The organism is Paenilisteria newyorkensis, assembly GCF_000766145.1.
GTDB classification, from domain to species: domain Bacteria; phylum Bacillota; class Bacilli; order Lactobacillales; family Listeriaceae; genus Listeria_A; species Listeria_A newyorkensis.
Window position 1 is genome coordinate 1 of the sequence record NZ_JNFB01000013.1, and the last position, 24,247, is coordinate 24,247.

General features: G+C 37.5%; 29 protein-coding genes and 1 pseudogene. 6 read left to right on the top strand and 24 right to left on the bottom strand.

Features of this window, described 5'->3' with window-relative positions:
• Positions 1-438 precede the first annotated feature (438 nt).
• Complete coding sequence (locus EP58_RS07160) at positions 439-2,088, bottom strand: primase C-terminal domain-containing protein (RefSeq protein ID WP_052171385.1); 1,650 nt, start codon at positions 2,086-2,088, stop codon at positions 439-441.
• A 769-nt stretch (positions 2,089-2,857) separates the two neighbouring features.
• On the opposite strand from EP58_RS07160, the gene EP58_RS07165 reads away from it, so the two are divergent.
• The 3 genes from EP58_RS07165 to EP58_RS07175 all read left to right on the top strand — a co-directional run bounded on the left by EP58_RS07165 (position 2,858) and on the right by EP58_RS07175 (position 5,088).
• Positions 2,858-3,685 (top strand): ParA family protein, encoded by an 828-nt coding sequence (locus EP58_RS07165; RefSeq protein ID WP_036091826.1) that lies wholly within the window; start codon positions 2,858-2,860, stop codon positions 3,683-3,685.
• Between the two features lie 18 nt (positions 3,686-3,703).
• Positions 3,704-4,132: a hypothetical protein gene (locus EP58_RS07170; protein WP_052171386.1), complete on the top strand. Its 429-nt coding sequence runs from the start codon at positions 3,704-3,706 to the stop codon at positions 4,130-4,132.
• 446 nt (positions 4,133-4,578) lie between these two features.
• A complete protein-coding gene (locus EP58_RS07175; RefSeq protein ID WP_036091828.1) occupies positions 4,579-5,088 on the top strand; it encodes a hypothetical protein in 510 nt (169 codons plus the stop codon).
• A gap of 50 nt (positions 5,089-5,138) precedes the next feature.
• Here EP58_RS07175 and EP58_RS07180 read toward each other — a convergent pair.
• The 6 genes and pseudogenes from EP58_RS07180 to EP58_RS07205 form a co-directional block, all read right to left on the bottom strand.
• Positions 5,139-6,415: pseudogene (locus EP58_RS07180) on the bottom strand (Y-family DNA polymerase).
• Positions 6,400-6,747, bottom strand: a complete 348-nt coding sequence (locus tag EP58_RS07185; protein ID WP_036091831.1) for a hypothetical protein — start codon at positions 6,745-6,747, stop codon at positions 6,400-6,402. The pseudogene EP58_RS07180 and the gene EP58_RS07185 overlap by 16 nt, the downstream one beginning before the upstream one ends.
• Positions 6,731-7,060 carry a hypothetical protein gene (locus EP58_RS07190; protein ID WP_052171387.1) on the bottom strand — a complete coding sequence of 110 codons (330 nt, stop codon included), beginning with the start codon at positions 7,058-7,060 and terminating at the stop codon, positions 6,731-6,733. Before EP58_RS07190 ends, EP58_RS07185 begins: the two co-directional genes overlap by 17 nt.
• A 193-nt stretch (positions 7,061-7,253) precedes the next feature.
• Positions 7,254-7,799, bottom strand: coding sequence for a hypothetical protein (locus tag EP58_RS07195; protein WP_052171388.1), 546 nt, complete (start codon positions 7,797-7,799; stop codon positions 7,254-7,256).
• Between the two features lie 13 nt (positions 7,800-7,812).
• Positions 7,813-8,187: a hypothetical protein gene (locus EP58_RS07200; protein ID WP_036091836.1), complete on the bottom strand. Its 375-nt coding sequence runs from the start codon at positions 8,185-8,187 to the stop codon at positions 7,813-7,815.
• Positions 8,188-8,191: 4 nt separating this feature from the next.
• Positions 8,192-9,385 carry a Tle-like phospholipase domain-containing protein gene (locus tag EP58_RS07205; protein WP_052171389.1) on the bottom strand — a complete coding sequence of 398 codons (1,194 nt, stop codon included), beginning with the start codon at positions 9,383-9,385 and terminating at the stop codon, positions 8,192-8,194.
• Between the two features lie 124 nt (positions 9,386-9,509).
• Here EP58_RS07205 and EP58_RS07210 point away from each other — a divergent pair, with 124 nt between their 5' ends.
• Positions 9,510-9,827 (top strand): DUF1433 domain-containing protein, encoded by a 318-nt coding sequence (locus EP58_RS07210; RefSeq protein ID WP_159106215.1) that lies wholly within the window; start codon positions 9,510-9,512, stop codon positions 9,825-9,827.
• Between the two features lie 47 nt (positions 9,828-9,874).
• On the opposite strand, the gene EP58_RS07215 is transcribed toward EP58_RS07210, so the two are convergent.
• The 3 genes from EP58_RS07215 to EP58_RS07225 form a co-directional block, all read right to left on the bottom strand.
• Complete coding sequence (locus EP58_RS07215; protein WP_036091841.1) at positions 9,875-10,435, bottom strand: P-loop NTPase family protein; 561 nt, start codon at positions 10,433-10,435, stop codon at positions 9,875-9,877.
• Between the two features lie 134 nt (positions 10,436-10,569).
• The gene (locus EP58_RS16980) at positions 10,570-11,274 is read right to left on the bottom strand and encodes a hypothetical protein (RefSeq protein ID WP_052171390.1); all 705 of its coding nucleotides are present in this window, start codon (positions 11,272-11,274) and stop codon (positions 10,570-10,572) included.
• A gap of 137 nt (positions 11,275-11,411) precedes the next feature.
• On the bottom strand, positions 11,412-11,660 hold the full coding sequence (locus EP58_RS07225) for a hypothetical protein (protein ID WP_036091844.1): 249 nt from the start codon (positions 11,658-11,660) through the stop codon (positions 11,412-11,414).
• Between the two features lie 525 nt (positions 11,661-12,185).
• On the opposite strand from EP58_RS07225, the gene EP58_RS07230 reads away from it, so the two are divergent.
• Positions 12,186-12,452, top strand: a complete 267-nt coding sequence (locus tag EP58_RS07230; protein WP_036091847.1) for a hypothetical protein — start codon at positions 12,186-12,188, stop codon at positions 12,450-12,452.
• 155 nt (positions 12,453-12,607) lie between these two features.
• Here the strand turns inward: EP58_RS07230 and EP58_RS07235 are convergent, their stop codons facing one another.
• The 7 genes from EP58_RS07235 to EP58_RS07265 form a co-directional block, all read right to left on the bottom strand.
• Positions 12,608-12,814, bottom strand: a complete 207-nt coding sequence (locus tag EP58_RS07235) for a hypothetical protein (protein WP_036091850.1) — start codon at positions 12,812-12,814, stop codon at positions 12,608-12,610.
• The gene (locus EP58_RS07240; protein WP_036091851.1) at positions 12,811-13,056 is read right to left on the bottom strand and encodes a hypothetical protein; all 246 of its coding nucleotides are present in this window, start codon (positions 13,054-13,056) and stop codon (positions 12,811-12,813) included. Before EP58_RS07240 ends, EP58_RS07235 begins: the two co-directional genes overlap by 4 nt.
• A 162-nt stretch (positions 13,057-13,218) precedes the next feature.
• Positions 13,219-13,797: a hypothetical protein gene (locus EP58_RS07245; RefSeq protein ID WP_036091853.1), complete on the bottom strand. Its 579-nt coding sequence runs from the start codon at positions 13,795-13,797 to the stop codon at positions 13,219-13,221.
• Positions 13,798-13,855: 58 nt separating this feature from the next.
• A complete protein-coding gene (locus EP58_RS07250; RefSeq protein WP_036091855.1) occupies positions 13,856-14,233 on the bottom strand; it encodes a homing endonuclease associated repeat-containing protein in 378 nt (125 codons plus the stop codon).
• 141 nt (positions 14,234-14,374) lie between these two features.
• On the bottom strand, positions 14,375-14,626 hold the full coding sequence (locus EP58_RS07255; RefSeq protein ID WP_036091857.1) for a hypothetical protein: 252 nt from the start codon (positions 14,624-14,626) through the stop codon (positions 14,375-14,377).
• The gene (locus EP58_RS07260) at positions 14,617-14,841 is read right to left on the bottom strand and encodes a hypothetical protein (RefSeq protein WP_036091859.1); all 225 of its coding nucleotides are present in this window, start codon (positions 14,839-14,841) and stop codon (positions 14,617-14,619) included. The genes EP58_RS07255 and EP58_RS07260 overlap by 10 nt, the downstream gene beginning before the upstream one ends.
• A 23-nt stretch (positions 14,842-14,864) precedes the next feature.
• Positions 14,865-15,470: a tyrosine-type recombinase/integrase gene (locus EP58_RS07265; RefSeq protein WP_036091861.1), complete on the bottom strand. Its 606-nt coding sequence runs from the start codon at positions 15,468-15,470 to the stop codon at positions 14,865-14,867.
• A gap of 378 nt (positions 15,471-15,848) precedes the next feature.
• On the opposite strand from EP58_RS07265, the gene EP58_RS07270 reads away from it, so the two are divergent.
• Positions 15,849-16,499 (top strand): hypothetical protein, encoded by a 651-nt coding sequence (locus EP58_RS07270; protein ID WP_036091864.1) that lies wholly within the window; start codon positions 15,849-15,851, stop codon positions 16,497-16,499.
• A 281-nt stretch (positions 16,500-16,780) separates the two neighbouring features.
• Here the strand turns inward: EP58_RS07270 and EP58_RS07275 are convergent, their stop codons facing one another.
• From EP58_RS07275 to EP58_RS07305, 7 genes are all read right to left on the bottom strand, one after another.
• Positions 16,781-17,674, bottom strand: a complete 894-nt coding sequence (locus EP58_RS07275; protein WP_036091867.1) for a hypothetical protein — start codon at positions 17,672-17,674, stop codon at positions 16,781-16,783.
• A complete protein-coding gene (locus EP58_RS07280) occupies positions 17,661-18,971 on the bottom strand; it encodes an AAA family ATPase (RefSeq protein ID WP_036091870.1) in 1,311 nt (436 codons plus the stop codon). The genes EP58_RS07275 and EP58_RS07280 overlap by 14 nt, the downstream gene beginning before the upstream one ends.
• A gap of 325 nt (positions 18,972-19,296) precedes the next feature.
• Complete coding sequence (locus EP58_RS07285) at positions 19,297-19,575, bottom strand: arsenic metallochaperone ArsD family protein (RefSeq protein ID WP_159106216.1); 279 nt, start codon at positions 19,573-19,575, stop codon at positions 19,297-19,299.
• A gap of 65 nt (positions 19,576-19,640) precedes the next feature.
• On the bottom strand, positions 19,641-22,043 hold the full coding sequence (locus tag EP58_RS07290) for a hypothetical protein (RefSeq protein WP_036091873.1): 2,403 nt from the start codon (positions 22,041-22,043) through the stop codon (positions 19,641-19,643).
• A gap of 494 nt (positions 22,044-22,537) precedes the next feature.
• A complete protein-coding gene (locus EP58_RS07295; protein ID WP_036091875.1) occupies positions 22,538-23,299 on the bottom strand; it encodes a hypothetical protein in 762 nt (253 codons plus the stop codon).
• A 296-nt stretch (positions 23,300-23,595) separates the two neighbouring features.
• A complete protein-coding gene (locus tag EP58_RS07300) occupies positions 23,596-23,868 on the bottom strand; it encodes a hypothetical protein (protein WP_036091878.1) in 273 nt (90 codons plus the stop codon).
• Between the two features lie 56 nt (positions 23,869-23,924).
• A complete protein-coding gene (locus EP58_RS07305; protein ID WP_036091880.1) occupies positions 23,925-24,236 on the bottom strand; it encodes a hypothetical protein in 312 nt (103 codons plus the stop codon).
• Positions 24,237-24,247: the final 11 nt, after the last annotated feature.

A 24,247-nucleotide genomic window follows, 5' to 3' on the forward strand; every position in this document is an offset into this window, starting at 1 on the left:
GGTACTTGATGCTCTTATCTCGTTGTTTGAAAATTATGAAATGTCCTATTTACTCGGAGATGCTGGTTCTGCGCCTATTCCCCGGTTAAGGACGTTCAAAAATATATAAGCGCCTTTCTGAACGTTAGAAAAATGAAATACTTAGCGTCCTCCCTATAACGGTAAGACCTATCATAATGCCCCTTACCGAGTATAAAAACACAACTTCCAAAGTAACTAAAACATCGAAATCATCCCCAATAAACATCTCAAATAGCAAGATCTCATACGAGAAATCATTCCACCACAAATAAATCCTGTTAACCCAGAAACACTTGCCTAACAGCTATAAAAATACAACAGTCTTAATCCCTTAAATCAAGGCATATAGCTAGGGTCATAAAAACCAGCCGCCGCAGTAACTAGAATTAAGTAATAGGCTTTTGAGCTCATTTAGTTTCAAAGCAACAATCGGACTTGCGAATCCCTCGGAATCGCCCTTCGCTGTAGGCTCTCTAGCAGTTTAAACGATAATTGGGCATGGCTACGCGCTTTGTCGGAAAGACGCTCCAAAAGGCGTATATTCGGTTCTTCCTTTGCTTGTTTTCCAGCAATAATTGTGATAATGCGCTCGGCCACATCGGAAAAGCTTGCTAAATAAGCCGCGTAGTCTTGTGCAGCTTCGTTTTTCTTTTGAATCGCGTGTCGGATTGATTCCCGGACGATAATAGCAATCGTTGATACATAGCTCACAGCATGACGACCGCGTCCGGTCGTTTTTTTCACAATCTGCTTCGACTGCTGTATCACTTTTTTAAAGCTGGAGTATGGGACAGCCATTTTTTCGGCCAATTCTCGTTGCGATCCAAATAAAAATGTTTGTCCGGAGACCAGGTGTTTTTCGATATACTCGAGCATATCACTTTCCCACTCATTGATATGGCTAAATTGGCGCTGTTCCCGCGGCTTCTTATGCTTCCGAAACCTACGGTAACCCGTCTTTTGAAAGATAAATGCCGCAGGATCGCCCATTTCGTTTTTATAATCTTGATTCATGTCATATGTTTCTAACAAGCCTTCGATAAATTCGAGTTTGGCTCCTTGGTACTTCCCTGAATAAGCGCTATTTAAGCTACGCTCTAATTCTCTGAAGCTAATCGGTACGCGTAAATTTGTATTAAACTCGTCTAATAGATCCGTTGCTTCTTGCAACGACTTTCCGGAAGAATAGCAAGCCAATGCCAACGTGAACACGGCCGTGTTTCGGCCATAGCTTCCCCTACCCCCGCGAATGTTCGTCAAATGAATCAGTTGATCAAACCATTTTCGATCAGTAGCTAACATTTGCGCTCCTGGTTCAACAGAACTGGCGACATAGATGCCCCGAGTTTTGTGTTTTTCAGAATAAACCGTTGACCAATCACGAAGATCCGCAAAAGAAAAGACCGATTCCTCGTCAAAGTACACCAGGTTATCCGGACGTGGCATCCGGAAGAATCCGAAGTCGTTGCATCCGAGATCGACGGCAGGTAAAAAGCGTGATAGCGAGTGCTTGATATTAGCCGCTATGACTTTTGCTACACGTAGTCCCTTGAAATTTTGATTGTTGCTGATGAATGCTGGAGAGTCTAACACGAAATATGCCTGGAACCCTTTTGCCGTTTTCAAAATAAAAGTCGGGGCGCCAATACTGTATTGGGTTGCTGCGACAACAATACCTGCTACATCTGTTTGTTGCGAATCGATATCGACGACAAACGTGTTGATTTGTTGCAGATTATCTTCCCGATACCCTTTGATGTGCGTCCGGTCATTATTCGCATATTCACCAAAACGATATGTATTCGGGGTCCAGTGGGTTAATGTTTGCGCATCTGAAATCAACGTTTCTTTACTTGTAGCAATATAGCCCTTTACGCCATAGTTCGTATACAGATCTGCTTTTCTTGCCACGACAAAGTGCACGCCTTTGCGATTTGTACTACTTGCATCTTCCCCACTTGCCAACTGCAGGTATCTTAACGAGAAGGTGCTATTTCGTTTTTTATGTACGGTAATCCCGTTATGTGTCACCAAATCAATCGCTCTCCAGTAGTTTTCGTTGTACATGAACTCTCCTCCTTTCTCAAAATTTATACGACAAAAAAAAGCAGACAACAATCTCATGAGATTGCAGCCTACTTTTGTAGTCATTATGGCAATCCACATCAAATAAGACTAAGCTCCTTACTGATGTGAAATAAGCATTTCAAATATGTAACAATGCAATCGAAAGCATTGCTAAATAAACCTTATCGTGGTATAATTTTTTTATAAATTCGCGCTGAAACGAAATTTAAAAATTACTTTTTTATACCATGAAAGATTCGATCAGAAGGACCACATTATATATGCGGTTCGATATCAAATGTACGCCAATACATTCGATAGTCGAGTCTTTTTCTTTTGTCCAGTTAACCATACGATATTTTTTTTAGTTTGTAAACCCTTAATTCTAGCAAATAATACACAAAAGTATACTGGTATACCAATATGCTTATAACCAGTATACTAGTATACTTTTGTATTCAAGTATACTAGTATACTGTTGATCATATTGATTAGTATACTGGTATACTTTTGATAATTTTAATTGTTGCACTTACAGCCGTAATAGAATAGATATACCTTATAAGTATACCAGTATACCAGTATACTGGTATACACTAATCTAAAAGAAGAAGTATACGGGTATACCCGTATACTTCTGTTCATTTCTTGAAAATAAATATATTTTTTAAAGATAGCATCAGTATACTGTTGCTATCTTTTTGTTTTCATGCTAATATAATAGCATCAGTATACTAATGCAATTGATAGAAAAAGGAGAGATAATATTATGTCTGGAAAAGTGTATGTAGTTGGAAACTTTAAAGGTGGCGTAGGAAAAACTAAAGTGGTAACAATGCTTGCTTATCAATCAGCGGTATCACAGAAAAAGAAAACGCTTGTACTAGATTTAGATCCACAAGGAAACGCTACAAGTGTCTTAGCACGTACCGGTAACATCACATCTATTGATAAATCCATTACCGAAGGTTTTAAACTAGAAAATTTAGAAGATCAAATCATTAGTATTATGGATAATTTAGATTTAATCCCCGCAAACACAGCATTCAGGAATTTAAGCAAGATACTAATTGAAAAATACCCTAATGATGAAAATGCTCAGGTCTTCTATCTTAGAGAACTTCTGGAACCTTTAAAAGAGCATTATGATGCAATTTATATCGATGTTCCTCCAACTATTTCCGACTATTCCGATACAGCCATGTTGGCAGCGGATTATTGTATCATTGTCTTACAAACACAAGAACTTTCTCTAGATGGGGCACAGACTTATATTGCATATATGCAATACTTAGCAGATACCTATAACTCAAATTTAAATGTTCTTGGTCTGATACCGATGATGCTAAGGAAAGGTGGCCGTGTGGATGAAGAGATCCTGCAACAAGCCAGAGAGAAATACGGTAATAACGTGCTTAACACAGTCATCAACTATCAAGAACGTTTAAAAGTTTATGATGTTGAAGGTATTTCGATGAAATATAACGTCAATGGTAAATTAGATATGTGGGATAAAAAAGCACATCAAGTTTTTGAAAATGTACTTGAAGAATTAGAAGAACATGAGCAATATTTTGAATCACTCGGAGTTAACTAATGAAAGGAGCCCACTACGATGACTGAAAATGAGAACGGGGATAAAAAGCTGGACTTAAGCCCACTTATTAGCACCTCTACTTTAAAAAGACAAACAGTAAACGTTAAGGGAACAGATGATTTTGGTCGCAGTGCTAAGAGCGATGCCCCTCCAAAAGAAAAAGCTCCTGTTCCTGAAAGAATGCCTAAAAAAGCACAAAGAATAGATCCCTCTGAAGACTTTAGAAAAAAAGCAACTAAAACTCAAAAGCTATCACCGGATGTGATTCTAAAAATAGAAGTATTGAAGCCGTACATTAAGGAGTTAGAAGAGTTAAACCTCGACAGAAAACCTACAGTAAATGATATTGTAGATATGCTAGTAGATCATTATGTTAATACCAAGATACCTACGCGTCACCTAGAAAGTTATAAAGCCGTTTACGACAATCTCTATGATCAACTTTAATTAAAGCAAGTATGCTGGTATACCAGTATACTTTATTTTTAGCTCTATATAAAGGGATGTCCCATGATTAGTATACCAGTATACTGGTATACTAATCACACTCACAGCTTTACCCTTGCTTATATGCAGTCGCTAAAATTCACCTAAACACTAACCGTACCGGTTCCTCGATAGTTCCAATGAATCTTGTTATAGCTCAATGCAGATATGTGAAAAAAACAAAGTCCAGCCAAAAAAGTATACTGGTATACCAGTATACTTTTTAATTCGCTTTAAATAAGGATTTATAACAACAAAAGTATACCAGTATACTGGTATACTTTTGTTGTTTGTGCTATAATAAGAGCAATACATTCACTTAAATAATAAAGAAATTTTTGAGATTGATTGCGAATTTAAATGTAAGCCATTAATATCTAGCTTAATACTGTTAAAAGGGGGGTTATATGCTACGAAACAACCTTATGGAATATATGCCAGTGGATTATTCACCGACTCATAAAACAATCGCCTTAGCTTATGATGAAGCTTTTGAACAAGGTTTTAATGTAACCTCCAAGGAAATCATGAACTATCTTGGAGTATCAAATCAATGGGTGCCTCGCCACATAACTAATATTAAGTTTCGAGTCATTAATTTAGTAGCAAAAAAAGCACTATCCAAATACGGCCGCCCTGAATTTAAACCACTACATGCATATACTAAAATTTACAATCGCAAATCATTCGAACGTGAGATACTTCGTAATAGCTTTATCGAAGTATCTCACGGGCTACTACTACCTGCTACAAGAATTCCTAAATCACTAATATCTTGCGCTGATGCTTGTATTTTATATAAAATGGACAGGAAAACTTTCTATCGTAGAACAAAATCAGTTACTAAATATAATATTTACGGTTTAAAACGATATAGTGCCAGGGAAATAGAACATATACTACTTGATGCTCTTTAAAAGGACTGAAAGTCATTGTACGCGATGACTCTCAGTCCTTTTTCAATCTATCATCCTTTATGGCCACCGACCAATGCTGACCGTTTTAACCCTGTTGCCGCATCTAACAAGCTACTCGCGTGCATCATAGATTTAAAACCGTATCTGGTTCGAATATGATCAATGGCTTTCTCCAGTTGCTCCTGGTGCAATGTCTGAACCGCATCCTCAAAAAGATTCAGCTGCGTTCCTTCTTTGAAGGTAATCTTTCCGGCAGAAATCGCAACACTCCGGACAGCCTCGTTTGTGATGTATTTTTGGAAGATATGCAGCGCGTACGCAACGATTTTCTTACTGCTGTCCGTGGGATCTATTTTCATTTGATGACTGAAGCCACGTTGGATACTGTATTTACTATAGCCGACACTTAAGTGGATAACGGCAGTTTGTGCGTGTTCTTTACGTATCCGCATAGCTACTTCTTCCGCCATTTCTCGTACGATTATCGCGACTTCCGCTGGGTCATGGTAATCGCGCTCTAATATCTGACTCTTCCCGTACGACTTGGATAGGGGAGTATACGTCTCTGATAATCGGCTATAATCAATACCATTCGCATGGCAGTACAATTGCGTTCCCATAATGCCAAACGTTTGCTTCAGCAAACCTTCAGGTGCGTGAGCTAATGCATAGATACTTGATATGCCAACGTTTTGCAACCGAATAGCCGTTTTGTGGCCAATACCCACCACATCCGTCATATCCTGCACTTTCCAAAGCGTACTGGGAACGTCTTTATAGCGCCATTCCGCTATGCCATCATCCCGATGCTTCGCGGCAATATCAAGTGCCGCTTTCCCAAGAAAGGGTTGTCTCCAATCCCGATTGTAACAAACAGCCGCAACTCTCTAAGAATGTCTTGTTGCAACCGCTTAGCTATCGTCATTGTATCACCGAAAAGCTGGTGATATTGCGTGACATCCATGAAAAACTCATCGATGGAAAAAACAAATAGATCCTCGGAACTGACATAACGCTTTGCTATATTCAGAATCATCTCGTTCACCTTCAGATATAACTTCATCTGGGGTGGTGCAATGATGATACGTGGATCATCCGGCAACTCAAATCTTCGAGAACCTGTTTTAATGCCAAACACTTTTTTCATGGCCGGACTCGCGGCTAATACTAGACCTCCCGCGCGATCCGCATGACTCATCACGACTAAAAAGGTAGAAATGGGATCTAATCGACGTCGAACACATTCCACAGACGCAAAAAAGCTCTTCACGTCGACACATAGAATATCACGAGAAGGCACGCTGGAGTAATCTATTTGTCGTACCATTTTTGAAAACTCCTTTCGTCTACAAAACGTATTAATGCTATCTCCACTTTTTTGGTTCCTAATTCCGTCTGCACATAAAGCCATTCTCCTTCCACACCGACGATTCGGCCCTCGATGTAAGGATCAGGCGTTTCCCCTTCAGATTTAAATAACTGAATGACGATGGTTGCTCGATGTTGAAGCACCTGATGCAGAACCTGATATATCTTCTCCTGGTCCATCACTTTTTGCCACGTGGGCACATGCTTAGCTACTTCCATACTTGCTGCGTGTTCACTAAGGAGAAAGCCTTGCCACTTGGCCATACCGCGATCTTTACGAAAGGAAGGCATCACTTTGCACCTCCATCTCCAACAACTCATCCTCGTACTTATCTGGATAGCTGACAGCCACGATTTCTTTGCCCATGACTACCCGGTGATTCACCAGGAATGATTGCAACGATTCATTAAATAAAAATGCCTTCCCACGGACAATCTCTTCGTAGGAACCTATACATAAAGTAAATTCTAATTCTGTGTCATCCACAATGGATTGTTTCACCAACTGCTCTATTGCATGCCATCTTTCTTTCGTTAGGATCGGTGCTACGGTGCGAAAGTACTTTGTTCCACCTAAAATAACGTAGTTATCGCTATTCTTCATATAAATCCAATCCTTTCATCATCAACTTACAAACCAATTATACAAACATACGTTCGTTTTTACTAGTTGCTAAAAGAACTATCTTTTGTGTACGACTCCTGAATCGAATCAACTAGTACATTACCAACAACAAGCAATTTCATTTCGCTATAATGGCTCTCTGACGCACAAAAAAACCAGCATAATAGCTGGTTCAGGTATTTATTTTGTCTTTAAGTATTTTCTCTAAGTATGGCCGAATATCACTCATGATAATCGCTTTAATCATGTTTTTTTGTTTTGGAGTTGGCTCCGTTTTTTTGTTAAACATTTTTAACAACATTTCATATGAATTTTTAGCACTGCTGTACTTACTGTTCTGAAAAGCCCCTTGTTCATACAAATACAGTAATAGCTTTCTAGTAAAATATTTATTATCCAGAGCTATATATTCATTTCTATTGAATGCATGTAGTAATTCGAATAATTTTCTGTTGATTTTTGTAAATTCATTAAGGTCTTTTCTTTCAAATTTCTCAATACATGAGCTACCAATAGGAGTCAATACATTACCATTTTCTCTATTTTCAATCGTAAACAGATATTTTAAATGTTCCTTACCGCATACACAAGACTCCAGCATGTTGTCGTCTTCTCTGCAATCCCCAATCATCCATTCCTTAACCGCATCCTCCCACACATCACTGTTAGAGTTATCTACAACTTCTTTAAACAACTTATAATCTGTTTTTCTGTTCAAAATAGTCCACCCCTTAATGCAACCTACAGCTACGAATGACTTGATCTAAATCAGACCCATAGTCTCGACACAATTTCTTTCTTTCCTGAACCAGTTTATCAACAATAGCTTCCCCTGTTTTGCTTTCAAATGAGTCACTTAGATCACGCTCCAGCTTTTGCATCGTGTGCTCCCATCCATCAAAGCTTGCTGTAAATCGGTGTAACTGATCCCAATTATCTTCCGCAATGCGATCCGTTTGCTTATGCACTTGTTGTCGCATTTGCGCCTTTTGCTTGGTTCGCTCCAATTCTTTTTTATCAGCTTGGAGCGCATACGCAACACTGCTTGCTCCAGTCTCTAGCGCTTTTGCAATCGCCCGGTCTAATTCTAGTAATTGTCTCTCCATCTCTTTACACCTTCCCAAAACTTGCTAATTGACTTCCTAACGCGCTGGCTGAAGCCTTTAATGCGCCCATGGTTCCTCCAAGGTAACGCGCCAAATCTTGACCAGCTTCTTGATCACTTCGTTGCATTTCAAATGCCGCACGGCCAATTGCATCCGAAAACGCAAACAATTCTTTTTGCTGTGATCGTAAATTCTCGATGAGCTCGACCGTTAAATCATCATTATGTAACCGATAGATCCCCTCACGCTTGTGTACGGCCACTTCCTGAATCGCGTCATCCACTTCTGAAGCCATTAATAAATCATATTCACCGCCAAAAGTAGCTTCCTCCAGATTACGCTGGAGCTTTTTCATATCTCTGGCTTCGTCTTCTCTAAAATCCTCTAATGCTCGGATTACCTTCGTGATGTCCTCGGCCATTGCATGCAATTCTCGCGCGCTACGTTGTATGTCATCTGGAGAGATTTTAAGTTGGACTGATCCGTCACTGTTAAACTTTCCACGAAATCCCGCTGGCATATGCGCATTATATGGATCACTAGCGCTGCCACTTTTACTGACAAATTGCTGATAAAAGACAAAGGCGCCTGGTGGTAGTGATCCTACAACATCGCCAGTATGCCGAAAATCTTTAATCTGGTTAAAGAAAGCCCCATCCTTCGCCCGCTGTTGTTCTTCAGCCGTTAATTTGTTGAAAGAACGCGCTGCCGCAAAAGTAATCGCTGGTTTATTAAATTTCACTGCTCCATACTGCGCTAAGGCCCCGCCTAAACTATGTCCTGTAAACTGAAAATCCTTGGTGGGAACAGCATCTAACGTTCCTTTAATAAAATGTTCGTAATCAAAAAATTGATTATCATACTCCGGTTCTTTTTTGGTAGCCAATCCAACGTTGGTCGTCCAATCAGCTAGTTCCTGTGATCCTCGAGAAACGAATACCATCGTTTCGAAAGATTTCACTTTCCCGCTACATACAGCTATGTACTCTTTATACGGAACCACGGCGGCTGCTTGTATCCCATTCTCTTTATTTATCGAATTAACTGTAACCCATTCCGATTTATCCTCTAACCGGACGGTTGGTACTTTAGCCGCTTGTATGTCACTCATTGGGTGAATCGTCTGTACTTTCAAAACTCGGCCCTCATATATTTTATCTGACAAGCTGAAACTTTGTTGCTCCGTGATACTAGACAAACCTATTCCTCCTAATCATGTTTATGTTATAATATGGTGGGGTGAGCATATGAGAAAAAAATGGGTCCTAACTACTTCCATAATTTTGTTACTCATTATTATAATAACAGGAGGATACATATTTGTGAAACAACAACAAACAAAAAATTTAGAAGCAACCATATTGAAGGCAGAGCAGCCACGGATAGAAAAGTACCTAACCTACAATTATATAGGGGTAAATGATGTTACCTTAACAGGCACACATACCAACCCCACCGGCGTTGTTCACATCGCTGGTTACGTAAATGATGATCCAAAACTTACATTTGATGCGAGTATCTATGATGACCATTTTGAAACAGCACTAGATCCAACCTCCAGAGACTTTCCTTTACTAAAAAGTAAGGATCGTAGCGTAAAGACTGTATCAGAAATTGAAGCCGAAGAAAATACAAAATAAAATCAGTCAGGTCTCAAATATATTGAGACCTGACTGATTTTGCTATACTATTTTACTAACTCCAATAATTCTCCTAGTTCTTGCTTTCTGTCCTCACCGATTCTGTCTAAAAGCGTTTGTTCCATTAATTCGGGGGACATATTTCTTCTATTTTCATCACTTACTGCTAATGCTAAATTAATAACATGGACACCTAATCCCGCCCATGCCTCCTGCATCGTTTCAAAAATAGATGCTGTCAATGGCGTCTCATTTTCTTCTGTAAGCACTACGATGATTTCCTTGTGCCATTGCGGATTTTCTTCCTTAATTGTCTTAACATTATCAATGAATCTAGACAGCGTGACCAATGAAAATTTATTGAGATTTACCGGAATAATAATTTTACTAAGCATCGGCGATGAGATTAAATTCTCATCCATAACTCCAGATGGCATATCGTAGACAATATATTCCGCATGATTAAGCATAGCTTCTTCTAACTTTCCTTCATTCTGATATGTCGCTGTTTGTCTATCCCGTTTTAAATTCTCAACTAAAGCTTTGCTCACAATCGTCTTGCCCGTTCCACCCTTTTGATTCATCACTAAAATAAAAGTCTTGGTCATATTTTCTCGCTCCTCAGCTTCAATTTTGTTTCTATCCCTATTGTAAAATAACTTCTGACACAATGGAACGAACCAAACGAAGGTTTTTTTCCCTTATTCAGTTCTCTTTTTCATTTTTCATAGCTAAACTTGGACTAATCACGCTTTCCTGGTTTTCTAAAAGCTTCCTTCAGCTCTTCCGCGCTTACTTTCGTTCTTTTGCTACTTTGGCTATCTAAATCGAGATAAGCGGTATCCTTACCACTAACTAGCGATGCATTAAGGCTTCGTGATCCAGTTGTTTTGCTACCAATAGTACGACTATACTTTACAGGTTTATTTTCATCTGACAATGCTAAATCTCCTTTTTTTTGAATGATAAGAGTTTCCTTCGTACCCTCTGGTATATATGCATCGAAAACAGTATTCTCTAGAACAGCCTCCAGTAAGTGTTTTTTCTGCGCTTCCGATATAGTAACTATTATCGCTCCATGTTCAGCGAGTTGATCTGCGATTTCTATATCCAGATTAAACGTTACCAGTATAGCCTCTAATGCTTCAAATTGAATGTTTCGTTCAATCTCAAAGAGCTCATCTAGCACATTTCCAGGACTTATTTCCATAACCCTCGCAATGCTTAAAATCGTTGGTATTTTTAAGCTTTCTACAGGCTTTAAATTGGCTGTTCGAAGCGTTGATTCTGAGATTTTTGTCTCCTCGGCAAGTCCATATATCGTCATATTCGTATTACTTTCTACAAATCTTTGAATGATACCATCTGCTGGCGCCTTCCTACCACGATTTGATAGCAAGGTAGATGGTATTTTATCGTTTGCTCCTACATTACGTCTAATCGACATTCCATCGCCTCCATAAAATCATTATACCACGGCACGCCGATGTTTGCAACGGTGAAACGTCGTATACATCGGCGTACCGCCGTAAAAAATAAGCAAGTTCCTACAAACAGGAACTTGCTTATTTCACTACTTATCTTTTATACTTTTAGCGCGATTGCGCGCTGTGCATTCGCATGTTCTTTCAGTACTTGAACAAGCTCATCTTTACTATACTCATCAATATTCTTACAAATAGTATCTAATTTAAGCGCCAAAGTCCCTAATGAATCTCTCACTTCTAGGTAATGACCTTGCTCATCTTTAGATAGATTATCATTCGAATAATAATCAGTAATATCAGCAATCTTTTCACGTGTGATTTCTTTTTGAACCCCTTTATCCATCATCATTCCACTCCTTAATTTCTGTTGTTTATCTTCATCCATCCTAAAAATTATAACATAGATATATCGTATTCTGGCAATTAAATAGACTATTCTTTTATTTTAATTCAAATAACTGGTCGTGTATTTCTTCGAAGACCCCATCGAGCTCATCGGCCACTTTATCTCCCATCTCTTTCAAAAAGAAAATATTCTCCAGATCTATTCGCACGCTTGGACCATTTGCCGAGATCATAAAGAGTGGCTGATTGGGATAATTAGCCATTTCATAAAAATATGCTTACCTACCACCACAATGTACTGCCGTGGCTTCCAGTCATCGTGTAGTATTTCTACAATATATACTACCCTTTGATATAATACAATGGTCGCATTTTTACAATTTCTAAAAAAAGATTTTGTCATAAAATTGACAATATAATATAAACGTTTTATAATGAAAACGTAAACAGTTATATTGATAAAACGCAATATGAAATTTTTACAACATTTATATGCTCAATAATACACAAATAGGAGATGGGAAAAATGAAAAAAATTTTAGCAAATGTTATGATGGTCATGATTCTGTCCGTAAGTATTGTTAGTTTTTCAGGCGTAATTTCAAATACAACAGTTGAAGCAGCATCTTGGAAAACTGTTGATAAAAAATTCTACACAAGTAATATATCTGGTGAACTATATTATAACGATGGCAAATCATCTGGGATACTTTATCTAGTAGCATCACCAAAATGGCAGTATGCTGGACAATATTGGACAGCCACATATCGTGGACTAGTATACGCGTGGTAAGTATCGATTACATGACAAATACATGCTATAATGACTATGGTAGTACTTTTAACAACCCTTTGAGTACTATCCTTCATGTACAAACCCTGTACATACACTGAAGATGCCTCTCACCGCGCTTGGTGACATGCATCTTCTTTCTTTATGTCATTTTACTACTCCACCACGCGCCATTTCCATAACCCTACGTCCATTCCTTGTCGTTTTTCTGCTGCCGTAAAACTTTCAAAACGCGCGCTGAACTTCGCCTTATCCAACGTGGATTCTTGGCCACTTCCAATCGCTGTTTCATAAAAGTACATCTTTTCTCGGCCCTCAATGACGATGGATCGGCCAGACGGATGCATGCCAATCATTTTCATGCTTTCACCTTTGCTTTCTTTGTTGCCGGAGCCTCTGCCTTTTGCAAGTTACACAATACCATCCCTTTTTTTGTCGTGATCGAAAGCGACTTCTTTTTCGTGTCCATTGCTTCTACATAAATAAGCCCTTGATTTGCGATGGCCAACACGAGCATCCGTAGATCCTTTTTAGAATCGGCGTACCAGTAACCGTTCGCTGTCATTTTCTTTTCTAAATCCATAATATTTTCTACCGGATTCATCGTTATAACCTCTCTTCTAAAATGGTATAATTGCTATTGCCGTTATTTCCAATATATGCTATGATACATATGTTCATTCATGTAACGAGAACGTTACATAGTTTCAAGTCTTCAGTTACGACCTGAAGACTTGTTTTTTTGTGCTTATATCCTCTTCAAAACTCAATTGTACGACAAGTGAAGCTCTCGTTTAAACGCCTGGAAATAGTCCTTATTTTCTTGATCAATGCGCTTGCATTCTTCCTCATATCTTTCTTCGGTCATACCCCATACGTCACTTAAATGCCCGTAAGGGTTCGTCTTGAACGTTTGAACACCAACGATTTGATTCTTTTCTTCGTTAAAATCATATTGCCGAAGAAAAGCATCGTCTTCGAATTTGGTTTCAAAAAGATGAATTTTTTCTACTATATTAACGATGACATCATCCATAAATGCGGCTATCGGGGTGAGCCCAGTCTGATCATCTTCATAATTTTTCAGAAAAGAACTGAAGAACCATCGATTTGTTGCTGCATCAAAGTGATTTTTGAAGGCAACCGCATCTGCTTTTATCACATAATCATCGGATACGTTACCATTTGGTATAGATTCTGCTCTCTCATTCTTATAGTAATCCTTTAAGAATGGGTAACGTTCGATATCTTCCGCTCCTATGGAGTAACTTGCAAATTTCATGGCCAACTCCTGATACTCCGGTTTAACCGCTACACACGCTCGTAAACTTGTATACATCCCCATTTTTAATCATCTCCTCCAGTTATTGTCCCTATCATAAAAAGATGAAAATCGGATAGACTTACAACGTCTTATCAATCACCCATGCATTATTCTTCTTTTTCATGCCGGCAGCTTCATATAAAGCACCCAGCGTTTTAAAATAATACTTGACCTTTCTATAATCGTCAAAATCCTCTGCCCTCGGAGTGCGGCCCAATACACGATTTATTTCTTTTGCTTCACGGATGTATCTAGCTCGTATTTCTAGACCTTCGTCTGCTGCAGCATACATTTTCAATCCGGCCAACTGCAACGCATTTTCCCATGATCCGAATCGGTTAATTGCTGTTTGCTTGTATTTGTATTCCGAATAGCTCACGGGGGGACGACCTAGCACGTCATTCATTCTCTGAATTTCTTCTATTAAAAAGTCATCCGTGTGTTGAATTGATTTCATCTCTTTCCACTCTTTCCTGATTAATTTTTATCCTAAGTACGTGATTCCCATCCAGGCAACGAAGATTAGAAACGCCCAACCAACAATGAGACGCCATTTCCAGTACAAGAATACGATGGCAACCCAAGATACTAAAAGCATCTACGCTTCAAAGTCGCGCATGATTTTTTCGACGGCCAGTTTATTATAAAAATCATTCTCACTATTCCGCTTCTTTATTTGCTCCTGAAGAGAACGCTTCTTCTCTATCAGCTTAGCTGTGTCATCAATTCCGTATTTAGCCAAGCCATGCTCTATGCCTTTAGAAAACTCATTTTTCATCTCTGAAGCCTCTGGGTACTCTGCTGCGACTGCCTCAAAAACCAACGCTACTTTTTCTTCCATCATAAGCATGATAAGTTATCCCTCACTTTCTGATTAATACCTCTTAGTTGCTGCTCTAGTTGCCTAATTTCTTTTAAAAGCAATTGGTTATCTTCATTGCCTAATTGGTGGAGCCCCATTGCAATCCCAGCTTCTAGTCGCTTTTGATCTACAACCTTCAAGCCGCCGTTACAAGCCTTATTAATCTCATTCAAAATGACTGGCACTCTACTATCGTTTTTCATGAATAAACACCCTCTTTTATAAGCTACAAGCCCAAGCTATTTACAGCTTGATCTTTTTCTTCCTGCGTGATCCCGATGTATCGCAACGTAATTTTTGGTGACGAGTGGTTCAATAGATCCTGAATCAGTTCGAGACTTGTTCCATTCTTGTACATATGATATCCAAACGTCTTGCGCATGCTGTGTGGACCGATGTGATTCAATCCGGCCAATTTTCCAGCAGTCGATATGATTTCCCACACTTGGATACGACTAATCGGCCGTTCTCCGGCATCCCGTTTTCGACTCATGAATAAATAATGATCTAAATCTTGCGCTGCAAACCACGCTGGATACTGTTTCTGCACAAAATCCAAAATATCCTTTTGTAATTTCTTCGTGATGATTACCGAGTTGTTCTTGCTCGTTTTTTTCTCCTTCATGATCAAGCGATCTTTGACACGTATTTTTTTCCGGCTCACTTCTAACACATCACTTAACTTGAGCGTCAATAAATCAGAAATCCGGTACGCGGTATTGATCCCGATGGAAAATAATAAGACATTTCGATCCCCGTAGGTTCCTTTTGCCAAAATCCGGCGCATAACATCAATTTTTTCAATTTCTTTAATGGGTTGTACTTCCTTCAAGGAAAAAACACCGCCTTTTATCCAATCTAACATAATACCATTATAACATATTTTATGTTAGATTCAAAGCGTTGGAAGAAAAAAGAGAAAACAAAATAGCGTCTTCTCTCTTACGCGCCCAATGTTTCGCGTCGTTTTAGCGAATCTAACACAAGTGCATTGTGTTAGATTCGCTTTTTTATTTTTCAGTATCACACAATGCCATTATGTGATACTCGAATAAACATTAATGAAAGCCAATTCACACCAGTTTCATCTATTATATTTTGAACAACTACTTTTTATCTTCGCACACCCAATTAAATTCATTTTGTTCCATTTAGCCACCCAACATTACTTTATGGTACAATAAACTTATAATTAGAAGGAGATGACAATGTGATTTCTGAAATAGTCAAGGATATTAAAAACAAAAAATTTCAAAAAATCGATGTTTTGTTCCACGGATACACTAAAAAATATCGAAGAAAGGGTTTTAAATACTTACTATATTATTTTATTTTTACTATAATCACTCTTATTATGTTGCCTAAATTACATACAAATCCAACGGTTAACTTTTGGATAGTTTACGTACTTGTCTTGATTACATGTGCGTTGCTTACTTATTACTTTGCATTCACTCAACAATTAGCTCTTAAAAAATTAAATTACACAAATATCGTGGCTTTTAAAATAAATAAATTAAAGCGAATTTTAATTTCAAAAAATTGCTTAACCACACAAAAAATCGATGTTATTTCCAAAAATATAAAATCCAAAACAATGGTTACACCCATTTGGTTTTATTCCGTATTAGCAGCTGTTTTCTTACCTGTATGGAATCAACTTGTTGGGGTACTCATTAAAGAAAATAATTTATCAGATATTTTCACCGTGTCACTTGCCACACTTTTTTTAGTCATATTCATTCGCCATATTTTAGATATTTTTATTCCCCTTACAATACATAATGAGTTTAACTCCGGAAAAAAATTATTGCCTCTTCTTGAAGAATTGAAGATAGAAATTGAGCTTGCACAAAATTAATCTCAGTTGAAACGATAGATGTGAGAATCTCGGTTTACACAAGTGTTTTTCTGAAATCTATATAACCAAATATGAATATAGATATCGACTTGGCACGATGTTCTTTAGAAATCGGATACATGAAATAAATATCTCTCTTAACGTCTCTTTTCTTCTATCGTATAGACTCGGCTTTATAGAGCAACTTTTAAGCATCCAGTGAGACCAGTATGTTTCTGTTTACTGGTCTCATTCGACGTGTCTCAATGTCTTAATTTCTAGACGATATAAGCATCAATCTTTTAAACAATTGCGATTCCATCTATTTTATCCCATAATTCATAAAAATTTTCAATTGGTGTTTTCACAAGAAAATGAAAAAAGGCCGATTTTTCTGTCCATGGCCGAATAGAAGTATCGATCATCTTTGCCCTATTATTAATTTCATAAATAAGGTAAGTATAATAATATTTTCCCTTTACCAATTCATGCATTCCTTTTAATGGCCTATTTAAGTAATATTTCTCTATATCATCAAAACTAGTATCGAAATCAAACCCTTTTTTAGTACAACGTATTTTTATATTTTCTATTTCTTGATTTATCCTCTGCGTACATAGCTTTCCTTTCTTACTATCATAGAATTTATGCGGAGATAAAGACGTATTTTTTCCTAATTCATATTTATGGGAAATAACAAAGCAAATAAATAGATCTTTAAGTTCTAAATACATATTTTCAATCCACATACTCCAATCAGAGAAAACAGGTTCAATATCGTGGTGACTCTTACTTAATAGCAGTGAACGAAGGGCATAGATTGTTGGAGTTTTATCAATCAAATAATTTTCAAATGTGAAATTTCCCCACCTCAAAAAATGTTTGTCCACCGGATCATCATCCTTAGACCAAATCGTAAAATCCTTGTCTACTAAAAAAAGAATGTTTTCAACATCTAAGCTGTTACTTTTCCATTTTAAAAATTTTTCAATAACAGCACTCCTTGAGAGACACCTATAAATATTCACCTCAAACATTCCTGTGTACTTTCTGTCTAGAAGCTCTGAATATGCTAAATCTCCATTTTGATCCTCAACAAATAAATTAAATTTCTGTTTTTTATCCCCTGCATTCCATATGGCCATTTCGGCAAGTAATGAATCTTCATCTCGAATTGGTAAGCTATTCACCCTCATTGAACTTTTCTCCCTTAACCTCAAACACATTATCATAATATTTATTAACAACATCTGGAGAATGCGTAGCCACAATAATTTGCGTTTGATGGCTATAATCAATGATTGTTTTGAGTAATTTTTTTTGCCAAGCGATATGCAGTGAAAGTTCTGGTTCATCGACCATGAACACTTTTCCTTCTTTTTTTGTTTCAATATTTAAAATCGAGAAAATTAGTAATATTATTAATTGCTTTTCACCTGAAGATAAAAATTTCAACTCAAGGGGCTCTCTCTCATGATCATCTATATTATTAAAGAATAGAGTCTCCTCATGATATACAGATTTTCGTTCCTTTATAACTTTATCCGTGTCTGAAAAATATTGATTTAATTCTTGAATTAAATCTTTTTCCCCTTTTTCAAGTTTATCCAAATGTTCTTTTTTATTTGCGATTTGTGTCATTACATTATCCAGTTTATTTAACTGCAACAGTGTGTAATAGTAATTCTCATCCTTCCCACCCGCAATCTTTAAATACATATATTCTCTTACCAGTTTATCAATATTAGCATTTACCTCTTTATTATCAAATACTTTCTTAAAATCTTCTTTCAGCTCTGCTAATTTATCACTCGAAAAATCATCTATTTTATGATTAATCGGTAACGATATTTCCGTCATCATACTTTTTTCGATTTGATTTTGGATAGCTAGGCTAGTTTCTTTAACAAAGTATCTGTGATCTTTAAAGTAAATCTGAGCTAGCGCTAAAGATGAGTCTACTCTGGTGTTAGCAAGCTCCTTTCTTTCTACATAATGCCTTCTATTCAAATTTGAACGAAAATCACGGCCAGATATAGTAACATTCCTGTCAATTGGCAAATAAATAATATCTAACAACTTTTGGTAAGTATCTTTTTTTCTTCTCATTTTTTTACCTATTACCGAGTCTATTTCCATGTATTCTTCTTCGTATATAACTTTACCCGATGTCTGATACTTTATTTTTATATCCTCATTGAGATTCTCAGAAAAAACAGTGTTATTGTCAATAAAAACCTGGAAGCGATCTTCTAGTCTATACGCTTCAATAACTACATCTTCCTTATTATCATCAGATAAATAACAGACTAAAGAGTTAAATTTATATTTTTTCAACTCTTTTACATTTCCGCTGATTAAGCTGTGAATAATATTTAGAATTGTAGTTTTCCCACTTCCATTTAGTCCAAAAAGAATAGTTAGTTTCTTGTCAAACCTTAGTTCATATGTTTTACCATATAAATTCTCTATTTTTAAAGTGTTTATGTACATAAAACTCCTCCTTATTTGATTTATTTCTTAAATAGCATAACAAGCTTTTTCACCCTCCATTATTTCTCTCTTTTTCCCATCATAAACAAATACCTCACCTGTGTCAAAATTATCTCTCAATATAGTATATTTCAAAACTCATTTTTGGACAATGTGACATACGATTTTCATACTTTTTTTAATGTGTCAAAAAGTATGCTTTTTGACATACATAGAAAGAGCATCACTTTTCAGCGCGCCCTTTCTTTGCTATTTTAATGGCTACTTTATCGACATCTACCCAAAAAAGCCCCTATCTTTCAATAGGGACTCTAGCATCACTTATCTATCTATCATCATCAGAATATTGGATGGCAATTCCCATATCAAATATTTCCTCAACTTCTTTTGTATTAAGAAGTCCGTTGGTTTTGATTATTTGGTTGTCGCGAATTATAATAGGCAACATCTTACTGCCGTCTTTGTTCAATACGCTTAGGACTGATTCATTTTCGAGAAATGGGGCGATCGAATCCTCCAAATAAAACGTGTTGATAACAAGCTGTTTATCCATTACAAACAAGTAATCTTTCGCAAAATCTTCTTCTAATATAGTATTAAACATCTGTAACTCTACTTCATCAGATTGTTGTAGACGTTCTCGCGAATCGAGAAAAAAAGTAAGGTTTATCATTTGCCTAGTGTTACACCTCCAACTGTTTTCCAAGCTGACACGGTACCCATTCCTGTAGTAATACGAGATACCGCTTTCGCAGTGAAATAATTCTTTTTACCTGTATACGTAGAGTATACCCCGCCACTAAATGCATAAGGTTTGCCGTATATGGATACATTCGATGTCGTTTTTACCGACGTTCCTAATTGTATTTGAGTAGATGCCGCAAAAAGCGGTGAATTGCTAGACCTAATCAAGTATTTAGTGTATGCCAGTGTAGCATTTTCCCGTTTGGTAGAGCCTGATAGCCATACAACATTAGCTTTCCTTGCCATACCTCCTGTTTGGTATACCTCAGCTAGGAAAAATTCGTCTTCATCTGTAAAACCATCCATCAAGTATTCACTTTTCATGTCATCGGGTAACTGGTCTAAAGATACAATTTCCCCCTCTATTACCAGTGGCAGTACTTCTTCTGACTGTTCATCATCGCTGTAATCACCTAATGAAAAACGCGTGGCATTTTGGAGCGCTATTGTTTCACCGTTAGCATCATAAGCCGTTATCCTAGCATAATAGTTCTCTGTATTCGCGAAATTAGGGTTATTTACTTTGTATACTTCAGATGGGTTACTCGATAATTCTTGCCCCTTATTATCATGGTGTAGCCCTTTAAATCCATTGATAATTTCTTGATTTGTCGGCCAAATTCCTTTATCTTTAGATGTCCATTCATAGTTTTCTCCTACATCATAACCATTGTATAAATAGCCATCTGATAGCCATACTTTATAGCCCGCTGCGTTTGCGACTCCTCCCCATCTTAACGTGAAGGAACCTTGATTATCGCTAACTGTACTCTCTACATCTGCAAATGATAAATCTTCTAGTGGCATTGTAACAACTCCAGCCTCTGAAACAGGGCTTTCTTGATCAGCAAATACCGCTACCACACGCGTATAATAAAACAACCGATCACTATAGTTCACATTTGGATTCGCTTTGTTCGCTGCGATATATGTTTGCATCGGATCCATTGGTAGCTCACTACCTGTCCCATCTGTATGCAACTGGTAGTTTCCATTCGCAATATCTGTTTTGGATGCCCATAATTTCTTCCCTTTGGTACTCCAGTTCGTTGTTTTACCTACGTTTACGTATTGGTAGTTAAACCCGTTGAACAGGCCAACTTTATAGGAAATGGCATCAGCAACTGGTTGCCAGCTGACATCCAAATACCCTTTACTTGCATCCTCTTCTGAACGATAACTCGTTACCGTTGGTTTCGCCATTTGCTCGATTGGCATGATAGCATCCGTGATATCTGATGTTGGACCGTCTCCCCACGGATAAACGGCTAGAATACGCACGATATATTTCTTCTGGTTACGTAAGCCAAACGTACTTCCTGCTTGGTAGCCGTTCTCGTACAATGCACGTGGATCACTCGCAAATTCCACGCCCTTGCCATCTTGGTGGAATTTGTATTGTTTATTCGCTATTTCTGCTTGTGTTGGGAAGATGTTTTTCCCTTTGGTAGACCAATTGGTCACATTCCCTGTGTTGAAATACTCATAGTTGTAGCCGTTGCTGATGACTACTTTATAATCAATCGCGCCGGATACCGCTTGCCATGATATATCCATGTGACCCGTTCCCGTTCCAGCACCACTAGATGTCGTTTTAATTGTCGATTTCTCAGGTTTCGCTGGTAACGTTTCTGGTGGCATAACAGCCTCGGTAATATCCGATGTTGGCCCATCGCCGCTAGCATAAATCGCTAAAATACGGACAATATATTTCTTTTGACCACGCAAGGTCCAGGTCGTTCCTGCTTTAAAGGTGTTCTCGTATAGCTGCGTCGGATCATTCGCAAATTCAGTTCCTTTTCCATCGGTGTGGAAGCGATACAATCCTTTGTCTAATTCTGCTTTGGTTGGAAAAATACCTTTGCCTTTCGTCGTCCAGGATGTCACATTACCTACCGTAAAATACTCGTAGTTATAGCCGTTTCCAATAATCACTTTATAACCCGTTGCTCCTGGCATCGCTTTCCACGATAAGTTCATGGCGCCTGTACCTGTGCCAACACCGTTCGATACTGTTTTGATTGTCGCTTTTTCTGGTTTATCCTGAACACTTCTTAACATTCTTTTTCCCTCATAATAAGGATCTTTCCAATCACCGTCTACCTTCGTAGAAGAAACTTCTGTATTCTCATCTTCTACTACTTGTTTGTCTGTCTGATCAGCTCCCGTTTGTTCTTCTGCAACTTCTGTTTGTTCTGGTGTGCCTTCTATTATTCCATCTGCTGGTGGCACTTCTTGTTCCGCATGCGGTTCGTATGCTGGAATCGTAGACACGATCATTGCAATAGCGATCATGACTAAAAGTAATCTTGATAGTCCCTTTTTCATCTTGTTAAGCCCCTTTTCTATTTGTAGTTGTGCTCCTTGCTAGTAGCTACTAACAATAAAACTAAACTAAAATGTAGCATATTATAGATGCTGAAGCAATAGATTTTTTCTTATATATGTAAATATGGGAGAACTATTGCCGTGCTTTCATCCCATATATTATCCTTTATACCTTTTAAAATTACGTATTATCAGGCACTACACTAATTGTTATCACTTTACTTGTTTTTTCATGTTAAAAGTCTATTAGATCACCTTCTATTTTATCCAATGATTACCGAACAGTACATGACTTCATGTTTTTTCAAGATTACACTTTTACAATCCCTTTTAGTGTTATCTCTCTCTTTATACAAAAAATCTACATACACTGAAAATACCCTTCACCAAGTCTAGTAAAAGCATTTTTTATGAATTTTGGCACCATTTTGTAATACTCATAGTTAACTTATTTTTCATAGCCATTTTTATTATTACTCGCAGTAACAATAAAATTATTTCCAAATACTCATGAGTTCCATCTGTTCTTTTAAAGCGACTAATTTTCTATACAAATGCGACGCATCTGTCAACGTTCTTGTTTTAGAAACTTTCCATATTATCTTAGCCCCGGTCTTGTTGTCGCTTGTTGTAATTTGCTTCACCGCATCATCATCCCAATGATAGTCACTTTGCATCGTCTTATACGTCTCTAGTAACTCATCTCGTTCAATGGCTACAGCCTCGCCTACAATATTCATCATGAAATCGACCAGTCTTGTATCCATGCTATACCCCTCGTTTCCGAGTTGATCTAAACGATAAATTGTACCGTTCATTCGAAAGAAGCTTCCAAGCATGTCAATATCTATACTTGATTTTGGGGTTTTCCTATCTTGTTGAAAGAAGAGTCGATCTGACATCACTAAAAAAGGCTTGCTATCACGGAAGTGGCTTTTTATTCTTTCTCTCACTTCCGAGCGTTTGACACTACAATAATGTTCGTAGATGCCTCTCCACAATAGTTCCTTATCCCTCTCATCAATCACCTGCATGGCATCCGCATATCCCCTGTCATAGCTTGCTTTATACTTTTCGTTACTTTGAGTAACAATAAAATCTTGTAGTCCCTCTTCAGGTATTTGCCATCCTTCTTTGAGCGTATTCTGATAGGCACCTGGAACTTTCCCTGCTCGTAACCAACGTCGGAAAACTTGTACACTTGATGTGATCTGTTCCTTTTTCAATATCTCTAAAGCCTCTGTGACATTTAACATCACTACCACGCCCCTTATATTACTATAGTAACATTAAAAATGCGTTGAATCAAATAATATTACTCAAGTAACAATAAAAATATTTATGACGATGAGTTATGGCACCTCTCCCAACCTATTAAAGTCTACACATTAAAAGAAGTGTCAAAACTTATAAGTTTTGACACCGAATAAAACATTAGTGCTACTCGCACTTTCAATTAAGGATTCCTAGCTATGACCATAAAATTCGTTAAACGCCATTTACATTAGCAAATGTGTGCCACTTAAATCCAAAAATAGCAGATCAGAAGCACTTACTGTTTATTTTTATCAATAAGATCCTCATATTGCTTATAATCTTTTACCGCTTGAGTAAGCCCAGTTGCAGTGAGATCGTATGGGGTTTCCGCTTTATCAGATGGTGTAAGTTCTCCAAATGGTTCTAAAATCCGATATCCGACTGTGTACTTCTTCGAAATTGTATTAAAAATTATATATATTTCATAGTCTTTCCTACGTTTACTGAAATCAGGCACGGTACCTATTTTATCCATATTCGCTACACATCGTTTATGCAAGGACATCATGTTATCACTACTCTCTATATTTATAGTTAAGCTACAAGCACTCTCATGCTTTTCTTTTATGCTCCAGCAAAAAAATAATCGGATTCATTACTGCTTAAATCCGCATAAACAGGTAAATCTTTATATTTATCATCCAAATAAAATCTAAACAAGGCTAAATCAGAATCCAACCAATTCGTCGCTGCCCAACATTCCTTATTTTCCATAATAATGATGTAACGCTTATCGCTATCGACAGATTTAAAAATATGATACCTGTACTCTACAACTGTTCCATTTACGCTGGCAGCACGACAAAATTTTATTGGATACTGGATTGTATCATATAAATATAGTGCTTCTTTATCTATCGCTATTGGATAGTCCATACTAATCATCT